This is a genomic window from Phenylobacterium sp. (genome assembly GCF_041691455.1).
GTDB lineage: Bacteria > Pseudomonadota > Alphaproteobacteria > Caulobacterales > Caulobacteraceae > Phenylobacterium.
This window is the reverse complement of the sequence record NZ_JBEPUO010000022.1, coordinates 44,639-54,320: the sequence shown is the minus strand read 5'-3', so window position 1 is coordinate 54,320 and position 9,682 is coordinate 44,639. Positions and strand designations below refer to the sequence as shown.

At 68.6% G+C, this 9,682-nt stretch carries 12 protein-coding genes; 7 read left to right on the top strand and 5 right to left on the bottom strand.

Features of this window, described 5'->3' with window-relative positions; genetic code table 11:
- The first annotated feature begins 147 nt into the window (after positions 1-147).
- Positions 148-354, top strand: a complete 207-nt coding sequence (locus tag ACESMY_RS18720; RefSeq protein ID WP_372786133.1) for a hypothetical protein — start codon at positions 148-150, stop codon at positions 352-354.
- 3 nt (positions 355-357) lie between these two features.
- Here ACESMY_RS18720 and trpE read toward each other — a convergent pair whose 3' ends face one another.
- Complete coding sequence (gene trpE / locus ACESMY_RS18715) at positions 358-1,902, bottom strand: anthranilate synthase component I (protein WP_372786132.1); 1,545 nt, start codon at positions 1,900-1,902, stop codon at positions 358-360.
- A complete protein-coding gene (locus tag ACESMY_RS18710) occupies positions 1,899-3,839 on the bottom strand; it encodes a SurA N-terminal domain-containing protein (RefSeq protein ID WP_372786131.1) in 1,941 nt (646 codons plus the stop codon). Before ACESMY_RS18710 ends, trpE begins: the two co-directional genes overlap by 4 nt.
- Before the next feature lie 136 nt (positions 3,840-3,975).
- On the opposite strand from ACESMY_RS18710, the gene tpiA reads away from it, so the two are divergent.
- Positions 3,976-4,719 carry a triose-phosphate isomerase gene (gene tpiA / locus ACESMY_RS18705; protein ID WP_372786130.1) on the top strand — a complete coding sequence of 248 codons (744 nt, stop codon included), beginning with the start codon at positions 3,976-3,978 and terminating at the stop codon, positions 4,717-4,719.
- Here tpiA and ACESMY_RS18700 read toward each other — a convergent pair.
- A complete protein-coding gene (locus tag ACESMY_RS18700; RefSeq protein WP_372786129.1) occupies positions 4,716-5,129 on the bottom strand; it encodes a VOC family protein in 414 nt (137 codons plus the stop codon). The genes tpiA and ACESMY_RS18700 overlap by 4 nt on opposite strands.
- A gap of 39 nt (positions 5,130-5,168) precedes the next feature.
- Positions 5,169-5,708, bottom strand: coding sequence for a GNAT family N-acetyltransferase (locus tag ACESMY_RS18695; RefSeq protein ID WP_372786128.1), 540 nt, complete (start codon positions 5,706-5,708; stop codon positions 5,169-5,171).
- A gap of 114 nt (positions 5,709-5,822) precedes the next feature.
- Between ACESMY_RS18695 and secG the strand changes: the two genes are divergently transcribed.
- From secG to ACESMY_RS18680, 3 genes are all read left to right on the top strand, one after another.
- Entirely contained in the window at positions 5,823-6,266 is a 444-nt protein-coding gene (gene secG / locus ACESMY_RS18690) for a preprotein translocase subunit SecG (protein ID WP_372786127.1), read from the top strand.
- Positions 6,267-6,343: 77 nt separating this feature from the next.
- Positions 6,344-7,984 (top strand): CTP synthase, encoded by a 1,641-nt coding sequence (locus tag ACESMY_RS18685; protein WP_372786126.1) that lies wholly within the window; start codon positions 6,344-6,346, stop codon positions 7,982-7,984.
- Positions 7,985-7,988: 4 nt separating this feature from the next.
- Positions 7,989-8,351 (top strand): MmcQ/YjbR family DNA-binding protein, encoded by a 363-nt coding sequence (locus ACESMY_RS18680; RefSeq protein WP_372786125.1) that lies wholly within the window; start codon positions 7,989-7,991, stop codon positions 8,349-8,351.
- On the opposite strand, the gene ACESMY_RS18675 is transcribed toward ACESMY_RS18680, so the two are convergent.
- Entirely contained in the window at positions 8,348-8,758 is a 411-nt protein-coding gene (locus tag ACESMY_RS18675; RefSeq protein WP_372786124.1) for an MAPEG family protein, read from the bottom strand. The genes ACESMY_RS18680 and ACESMY_RS18675 overlap by 4 nt on opposite strands.
- 142 nt (positions 8,759-8,900) lie before the next feature.
- Here ACESMY_RS18675 and rpmF point away from each other — a divergent pair, with 142 nt between their 5' ends.
- Together rpmF and ACESMY_RS18665 are read left to right on the top strand one after the other, a co-directional pair.
- The gene (gene rpmF / locus ACESMY_RS18670; RefSeq protein ID WP_111515250.1) at positions 8,901-9,083 is read left to right on the top strand and encodes a 50S ribosomal protein L32; all 183 of its coding nucleotides are present in this window, start codon (positions 8,901-8,903) and stop codon (positions 9,081-9,083) included.
- 89 nt (positions 9,084-9,172) lie between these two features.
- The gene (locus ACESMY_RS18665; RefSeq protein WP_372786123.1) at positions 9,173-9,682 is read left to right on the top strand and encodes a hypothetical protein; all 510 of its coding nucleotides are present in this window, start codon (positions 9,173-9,175) and stop codon (positions 9,680-9,682) included.

Here is a 9,682-nt window from a genome sequence, read left to right as displayed (position 1 = left end):
AGGTAATGAACCAGGTTGTAGGTGAAGCTGTCGTAGTTATCGATCACCAGGATCATGGCGCCTATCTAGGCTGTGGCGGCGCCCGCGCCAAGCGCGGCGATTGGCGCCCGATTGGCGAAGGCCGCGACTCCCGCGATCCTGCCGCCAATGGCGAGTCCATTCTCCGCGATCGATCCAGAGGCCATGGCGCGCGCCAGGACGTTGCTCCTGCGCCCCGTGCGCCCCCAGAAGATGTGGCCGGTGCTGGCCGCGGCGGCCGTCCTGGCGGTCAGCGCGCTCGCCTTCGCCGCCGCCATGATCCTGGCCCCGCCGATCACCAGCGAGCACGTCGCCCACGAGCGCGGCGCGACCTGAGGCTCAGACGAAGCGCCAGCTTTCCTCGGCCGCGCGGCGCAGGGCGCGGGCCTTGTGCAGGGTCTCGTCGTATTCCGCGTTGGGATCGCTGTCGGCCACCACGCCGCCGCCAGCCTGGACGTACATCGTCCCGTCCTTGAAGAGCGCTGTGCGCAGGATGATGCAGGTGTCGACCGAGCCGTCGCAGCCGAAATAGCCGGCGCAGCCGGCGTAGCCGACGCCGCGCTTTTCGATCTCAAGCTCGTCGATAATCTCCATGGCCCGCACCTTGGGCGCGCCGGAGAGCGTGCCGGCCGGCAGGGCGGCCATCACCACGTCGACGGGATCGAGTCCTTCCGGCGCGTCGCCCTCGACGTTGGAGACCAGGTGCATGACGTGGCTGTATCGCTCGACGAAGAAGCTGGCGGTCACCCGGACCCGCGGCGCGCCGCGTTTCGCCTGCGGGGTCTGCGGCGGCTCGTTGGCGCCCTGGGCCTTCAGCATGGCGACTCGGCCCACGTCGTTGCGGCCGAGATCCAGCAGCATCAGATGCTCGGCGTGCTCCTTCGGGTCGGTGATCAGCTCCTGCTCCAGCGCCATGTCCTCAGTGGGCGTGGCGCCACGCGGCCGGGTGCCGGCGATCGGGCGGATGGTGATCTTGCCGTCGCGCAGCCGCACCAGGATCTCCGGCGAGGAGCCGGCCAACTGGAAGTCGCCGAAGTTCAGGTAGAACAGGAACGGCGAGGGGTTCATCCGCCGCAGCGACCGGTAGAGCGCGAACGGGTCGCGGCTATAGGGGCTGCGGAAGCGGTGACTCGGCACCACCTGGAAGACGTCGCCGGCGCGGATGTAGTCCTTGGCCTGTTCAACGATCTCGCAGTAACGCTCGCGGCTGATCGGCGAGGTGAAGGCGTCGGGTTCCGGCTCGCCGTCGCCGGCCAGCGGCGGGGCGGGCGTCTTCAGATCGGCCATCACTGCCTGTAGGCGAGCCTGGGCCGCCGCATAGGCCTCGTCGGCCGCGGCCTCGCCGGGGCGAACCGGCGTGACCAGGATGATCTCCTGGGCGATGGCGTCGAAGATCGCGACGATCGAGGGCCGGGTCATCACCCCGTCCGGCAGGTCCAGGGGATCGGGATTGACGTCAGGCAGCCGCTCGACCAGCCGGATCATGTCGTAGCCCATCACCCCGAACAGGCCGGCCGAGGGCGGCGGCAGGCCGGCGGGGAGCTCGATCCGCGAGGCGGCGACAAGGTCGCGCAGGCTGTCGAGCGCGCCGCCCGGCTGGGCCACGAACCGGCCGGCGGCGATCTCCTCGCCCTCGGCGACCTCGGCCAGGTCGCCGCGGCAGCGCCAGACGAGGTCGGGATTGAGGGTGATGATCGAATAGCGGGCGCGGAAGGCGCCGCCCTCCACGGACTCGAAGAGGAAGGCGTAGGGGCGCCCGTGCCCGATCTTCAGATAGGCCGAGACCGGGGTCTCCAGATCGTCGATCAGGCGCGTCCAGACAAGCTGGGGGCGCCCCGCCTGGTATGCCTGCTCGAAAGCCGGATACGCAGGCTCGACCTTCATTTCGCCAGGGCCGGCTTGGCCGCACCCTTCGACCCCGACGCGGCCTTGGGATCGATCGGCTCCAGACCGATCGCCTGGCGGGCGCGGTTGGCGTCGACGGTCACCTTGATCGTGTTGCGGGCGGCGGTGTGCGCGGACTCCCCGATCTCACGGAAGAAGGCCTGGCTCATCTGCGGACGCAGGTCCTCGGCCATCCGCGCGATCGTTGCGGGATCGCCCGCATGGATCGCCTCCAGCTTGCCGACCACGAAGCCGAAGTGGTTGTTCTGGGCGGTGAAGGTGTCGCCGGGACGCGAGGTGAAGAGCTTGCTCAGCATGTCCTGCGAAAGCATGGGGTTCTGGCCCGCGGTCCGGCGGTCGATGCCGGGGACCTGGGTCACCGTCGCCCCAGCGGCCTTGGCGACCGCGTCCAGGCTCTCGCCCTTCTTCACGCGATCCGCGAAGCCCTGAGCGCGGGTTTCCATCGCCTTGGCGAGTTCGCGCTGCATCCAGACCTGCACGAGCTTCGGCTTGACCTCGTCGAGCGGCGGCATGGCGGGCGGGATGACCTTCTCGACGCGCACGGCGAAATATTCGCCGCCCCCGGCGTCCTCGACCTCGCTCTCGCCGCCGGCCGGCAGGGACCAGGCGGTCTCCACCAGCTTCTGGGTCAGGCCCTGCACCGGCTGGCCGGTCAGGTCGCGGCCGTTCTGGGTCAGCGGGCCGAGGGTCACGGTGGGGACACCGGCCTTCTGGGCCGCGGCCGCCAGGCTCGCGCCACCCTGGTGGGCGTCGTCATAGGCCTGGGTCAGGGCGTAGACCTTGTCGGTCGCCGCATCCTTGCGCAGCTCGGCCTCGATCGCCGGGCGCACCTCTTCCAGGGTCACGGCGTGGCCCTTGGTGACCGAGACCACCTTGACGACGGCCATGCCGAGATCGCCCTTCACCATCGCCGCCTGGCCGGCGGGCGTCTGGAAGGCCGCTGCGCCGACCTTGGGGTCGGGAATCGCGGTCTGGGGCTTGTTGTCATAGGTGATCGCCTCGACGCCGGCGGCCTTGGCCACCGCGGCGGCGTCCTGGCCCTTGGCCAACCCCTGGATGATCTGCTGGGCTGCGGCCGGGTTCTTGACCGGGATCTGGATGATCGTGCGCGTCTCCGGCGAGGACAGGGTGTCCTTCCGGAAATCGAAGCGCTTCTTCAGCTCGGCCTCGTCGATCGGCAGGCTTCCCGCGATCAGCGCCGGCGAGAAGCGCACGACGGTCAGCACCCGGAATTCCGGCCGGGTCAGCTGGGAGGCGTTTTCCTTCATGAACTGTGTGAGCTGGGCGTCGGTGGGCGGCGCCGGCGGCGGCACGCTCGACGGTTCGATCCCGAAGTAACCGAAGTCGCGGCTCTCAAGCCCATAGACGGCGGCCAGCGCCGTATAGGCGCGCGGCGCGCGCAGCCCGGCGACGAGGCCAGTGGCGGCCTGCTGCTCGGTGATCTGGTCGCGCACCCGCGCATCGAAGGTCGTCGAGGTCATGCCGTTGTCGGCCAACCGGCGCAGGTATGACTGTTTGTCGAACCGCCCGGTCACCTGGTCGAAGAAGGCCGGAATCTTCTGGATCTCACCGGCGATCAGCTTGTCGGAGGGGCGCAGGCCGATCTTCGTCAAGAGCGCCGCGAAAGCCTCGCGCGTGGCGACGCCTTCCAGCACCCGGCGGTCGAGGCCATTGGCCGCGGCGATCTCCGGCGTGATCGGCTGGCCGACCTGCTGTTCGACCTGCGACTTGTAGCCGTCGAACTCGCGCTTGAAGTCGGCAGGGCTGATCGAGCGGTTCCCGGCGGTGACGACGTCCGTCGAAACCTTGGCGCGGAACATGTCTCTCGCGCCGAACACCGCGAAGCTGATGATGAGCAGACCGATCAGGACGGCGGCGTAGGGCGATTTCGCGAAAGCGCGAATGGCGGCGAGCATGGATTCCCTTTCCGGGGCGCGGGCGTGCGCGCCGGGTATAGTGGAGGCGGCTCCCGCCCCGCAAGCACGTGACACCGGCGCGAGCTTGGCTTAACCGCCGCCAACAGCCGATTTTCGCGACCCCGAGTGAGGCCAGATGACCGCTCCGACCCCCCTGATCGCCGGAAATTGGAAGATGAACGGCACGGCGGCCTCGCTTGGCGAAGCGCTGGCCGTGGCGGCCCAGCAAGGTGGCGGGCGGGCGCGTGTGGCGATCTGTCCCCCCGCCACCCTCATCCAGCGGATGAGCGCAGCGCTGGCCGGTTCGGCCGTCATGGTGGGCGCGCAGGACTGCCGCGCGGAGGAAGCTGGGGCCTTCACCGGCGATGTGTCGGCCGAGATGCTGGCCGACGCCGGCGCGAAGCTGGTGATTCTCGGCCACTCCGAACGCCGCGCCGGCCACGGGGAGACCGACGCGCTGGTGGCGACGAAGGTCAAGGCCGCGCTTCGAGCCGGCCTGGAGCCCATCATCTGCGTCGGCGAGACCCTGGACCAGCGCAAGGCGGGCGACGCGCTGGGCGTGGTGACCGGGCAGGTGCGGGGGTCGCTGCCCCCGGAACTCGCCGGCAAAGCCTGGTCGGTGGCCTACGAACCGGTCTGGGCCATCGGCACGGGCCTGACGCCAACGACGTCCGAGATCGAAGAGATGCACGTCGCCATCCGCGCGACCCTGCGCGATCTCTTCGGCCCGGAGGGCGCCGGGCCGGCGATCCTCTATGGCGGCTCGGTGAAGCCCTCGAACGCCGCTGAGATCCTGCACGCGGCCGAGGTCGGCGGGGCCCTGGTCGGCGGCGCCTCGCTGAAGGCCGACGATTTCCTCGGCATCATCCGCGCACTCTAGGCGCTCGGCCCCTTGAGCTCGACGGTATTACCCTCCGGGTCGCGGACGTAGAGCGAGAAACCCGTGCCGTCGGCGCCATAGCGCTGGCCTTCCTCGACCACAGCGACGCCGTGCGAGGCCAGGTGCGCCCGGATCGCGGCCTCGTCGAACGGCCGGACCTGTAGGGCGAAGTGGTCGAGGTTGCGGCCCTCTGCGTCCGGCCCAGCGCCGCCCATCCGGCCCAGCGGCCCGTCGAGCGTCACCAGATCGATCATCTGGCGGCCGGCGCGGATGTGGGTCAGGCCGAGTTCCGGGCGGTCGCGATCCACGGAAAGGCCCATGACGCCGACATAGAAGCCGAGCATCGCGGCCTTGTCGCGGACCCGCAGAACGATGTGGTCGAAGCCGTCGATCTGGATCGGATGGGCCATGAGCGTCTCCCTGCCGGATCGCAGATAGGCAGCCGACGCCTAGAGCAGAAGGCCGAACAGTCGGCAGTCGCGCCGCTCGCCGTCGCGCAGGACATGGCCGCGCAGCAGGCCCTCCTGCTCGAAGCCGAGTTTCGCTAGCACGGCGTCGGAGCGGCTATTGCCCAGGTGGGTGCGGGCCAGCAGCCGGCGCAGGCCCAGCGTCGCAGCGTAGGACACGACCGCGCGCACCGCCTCCTGGGCATAGCCCTGGCCCCAGGCGTCGCGGCCCAGCAGGAAGCCGACCTCAGCGCGCTTGTGCCGCCGGTCGATCTCGGAGAGGTCGCAGGTCCCGATGAAGCGGTCGTCGGCCAGCGGGCGCAGCGCCCAATAGATCGCCCTGCCGTCGCCCATCTCCTCGACCTGTGCGGCGACGATGGTGTCGATCAGGTCGGGATCGTCGCTTTCCGGCATGTCCCAGAAAGCCATGACCTCGGCGTCGCGCATCAGCGGGAAGATATCGCGCGCATCGTCGGCGGCCAGCGGCGTCAGCCGCAGGCGTTCGGTCTCGAGGATCGGGAAGAGGCTGGGGTCGAAGCTCATGTCTTGTGTTGCGACTGCGACGCCCTAGCTATGGCCTTGGGGCGGGCTCGGTGATAGAGCCCGCGCTTCATTTCGGTGCGGTGTATCCGCCCGAACATATCGGACCAAAGATTAATGCTCATTGGCATCCTGCTCGCCGCCCAGATCGCCGTCAGCCTGATCCTGATCGGGGTCGTGCTGCTACAGCGTTCGGAAGGCGGCGGTTTCGTCGGCGGCGGCAGCCCGTCGGGCATGATGTCCGTGCGCGGCGCGGGCGACCTCTTGACCCGCACCACCTGGATCCTGGGCTCGGCCTTCTTCATCATCAGCCTGCTGCTGACCATCCTGGCCGGCCGGGAGAAGGGCGCGTCCTCGGTCGTCGACCGGCTGAAGATCGACAACGTCGACCCCGGCGCCCTGCAGCAGTCCAAGCCCAGCCAGCCGCCGGCCGGCACGGCCCAGCCCGGCAATCCGCAGAGCGCGCCCAGCCCGCTGCAGGCGCCGACGCCCACCGTGCGCAACCCGTTCCTGGGCGACACCCAAGGCCAGCCCGCCCCTACAGCGCCGCCGCAGAAATAGCCGTGGCGAAAAGAAGCGGGGACGAATCGCACCGGGGCAGGGGCCGCGGCCCCGAATCACGGCTAACCTGAACGCCCATGGCCCGGTACATCTTCATCACCGGCGGCGTGGTCTCCTCACTTGGTAAGGGTCTCGCGTCAGCCGCTCTCGGCGCGCTCCTGCAAGCGCGCGGCTATGGCGTGCGGCTGCGCAAGCTCGACCCCTATCTGAACGTCGATCCGGGAACCATGAGCCCCTACCAGCACGGCGAGGTCTTCGTGACCGACGACGGCGCGGAGACCGACCTCGACCTTGGCCACTACGAGCGGTTCACCGGCGTCAACGCCACCAGGAACGACAACATCACCACCGGCCAGATCTACAAGACCATCATCGAGAAGGAGCGGCGGGGCGACTATCTGGGCGCGACCGTCCAGGTGATCCCGCATGTCACCGACGAGATCAAACAGTTCGTGCTCTCCGACCCGGGCGAGGGCGTCGACTTCGTGCTGGTCGAGATCGGCGGCACGGTCGGCGACATCGAGGGCCTGCCGTTCTTCGAGGCCATCCGCCAGCTCGGCCAGGAGCTGCCGCGCGGCCACGCCTGCTTCATCCACCTGACGCTGCTGCCGTTCATCAAGACGGCCGGCGAGATGAAGACCAAGCCGACCCAGCACTCGGTCAAGGAGCTGCGCTCCATCGGCATCCAGCCGGACATCCTGCTCTGCCGCTGCGAGATGCCGATCCCAGAGGGCGAACGGAAGAAGCTCGGTCTGTTCTGCAACGTCCGTCCCAGCGCGGTCATCCAGGCGATGGACTCGGCCAACATCTACGCCGTGCCGCTCGACTATCACGCCCAGGGCCTGGACGCCGAAGTGCTGGATGTTTTCGGCCTGACCGACACCGCGCCGGCTCCCGACCTGACGCGCTGGGAGACCATCGCCCATACGCTCAGCCATCCGGACGGCGAGGTGAACATCGCCATCGTCGGCAAGTACACAGCCCTGACCGACGCCTACAAATCGCTGATCGAGGCGTTGGCGCACGGCGGGGTCGCCAACAACGTCCGCGTCAAGTTCGACTGGATCGAGGGCGAAACCTTCGAGCGCGACGAGGAGCTGATCGGCGAGCGCCTGACCGGCGTGCATGGCGTCCTGGTGCCCGGCGCCTTCGGGGAACGCGGCTCGGAGGGGATGATCCGCGCCGTGCGCTTCGCCCGCGAGCACGACGTGCCCTATTTCGGCATCTGCTTCGGCATGCAGATGGCGATGATCGAGGCGGCCCGGAACCTGGCCGGCATCCATCAGGCGTCATCCTCTGAATTCGGCCCGACCTCGGAGCCGATCGTCGGCCTGATGACCGAGTGGGTGCGCGGCAACGACAAGGAATTCCGCGCCGAGGGCGGCGAGCTCGGCGGCACCATGCGCTGCGGAGCCTATGAGGCGGTCCTGACCCCCGGCAGCCAGGTCGCGGAGATCTACGGGACCTCGGCGATCTCCGAGCGCCACCGCCACCGCTACGAGGTCAACATCGGCTACCGCGAGGCCATCGAGCAGGCCGGGCTGAAGTTCACGGGCCTCTCTCCCGATGGGGTGCTGCCGGAGCTCTGCGAGCGCGAGGACCACCCGTGGTTCATCGGCGTGCAGTTCCATCCCGAGCTGAAGAGCCGCCCCTTCGACCCGCATCCGCTGTTCGCCAGCTTCATCGGCGCCGCGCGGAACCGGAGCCGGCTGGTCTAGGGCGATGGCCGGCGCGGCCGATCTTCGCCGGATCGCGCTGGCCCTGCCGGAGGCCTATGAGGACGTCCATCGTCGCCGGCCGGCCTTTCGCGTTCAGGCCCGGATCTTCGCCATGCTGGGCGTGACCGGAAACCAGAGCCTGTTCACCTCGCTGGGCTGGGACAACGTGGCGGTCGTGAAGCTCGACCGGGAAGACCAGTTGAACATGGCGGCCGCCCATCCCGACGCGATCCAGCCCACCGAGACCTACGGCCACCACGGCTGGACCTACTTGCGTCTGGAAAACCTCGACGGACCCACGCTCGAAACCGTGCTGCGGCTCGCCTGGATCCACGTGGCGCCCAAGCGCCTGTCGAAGGCGCTCTAGCGCAGGGAGAACAGCGCCCAATAGGCGATCAGCACGAGGTTGCTCAGCGCGAAGGGCAGGAGCCGGTGCATGACCCGGTTGTAGGTCAGGTGGATCAGTGTGTGGACGACGCGGAGCGCCACATAGAGCCAGGCGGTCGCCAGCACGATGCCATCGACCTTGCCGGCCACGAAGAACATCAGGCTGCCGGCGTAGAACAGCATCGGCAGCTCGAGCAGGTTCATGTAGTTGCGGTTCGGAATCGAGACGTGGCCGGGGACGTTCCCCGATTCGCCGAACTTGAAGTCGTCGCTGACGATCTGGCCCGCCGCGCCGGCCCGGAAGCGGCGGATCGGGATAAGGGTGAGGACGCTGAAGGTCAGGAAGGCGAGCGCGCCCATCGGCGCGAAGATCAGATGCTGGTCCACGATTTGTGCCCGCTTGTGACTTACGTCGTAAACTACGCCCGTCACGCTTGATCGGCCAGGGGCTTTCAGGCATAAGCCCGCGCTCACGTCGCCGGCCCGTATTTGGCCGGCGTCCTCATTTCCACGCCAGCGAGAGTCTCCGATGGCCGTTCCTAAACGCAAAACATCGCCTTCGCGGCGGAACATGCGCCGCTCGCACCACGCGCTGGGCGCCAACTCCTTCGTCGAAGACAAGGAAACCGGCGAGCTGAAGCGGCCCCACCACGTCGACCTGAAGACCGGCATGTACAAGGGCCGCCAGGTCCTGACGCCGAAGGAAGACTAGGCGCTTTCAGCGCTGGACGAGCCTGAGACGCCGGCCGCCATCGCGGTCGGCGTTTCTGATTCTGCGGCCGGGCCTTAGGGTCGCAGATCATGTCGCTGCGCCGCTCGGTCCTCATTGCCTTCATCGCGCTGGTTGCGGCCTCTACTGCCGCGGCCGGCCCGGCCCCGCTCACCGCCGAGGGCTGGGGAAAGCTGCGCATCGGGATGCGCGAGCGCGACGCCGTGCGCCTCTTTCATCTGAAGGTTTCGCGAAACGACGGGGTCAGCAGCGATGAATGCCGCGAGGACGCCTGGCCGGGACATCCCGGCATCTGGGTTATGGCGCAGCAGGGGCGGGTCACGCGCATCTCGGTGACCGCTGACGGGCCCAGGACGGACAAGCACGTCGGCGTCGGGTCCCGTGAAGCCGACATCGCGCGGGCCTATGGCCCGGCCCTGATCGTTTCAGAGCACAGCTATGAAGAAGCGCCGGCCCACTACCTGACGGCTTGGGCCGTGAAGGGCCGCCGCGGCGTGCGTTTCGAAACCGACCGGCTGGGCAAGGTGACCGCCTTCCACGTGGGGGACAGGTCCATCGAGGATATCGAGGGCTGTCTGTGA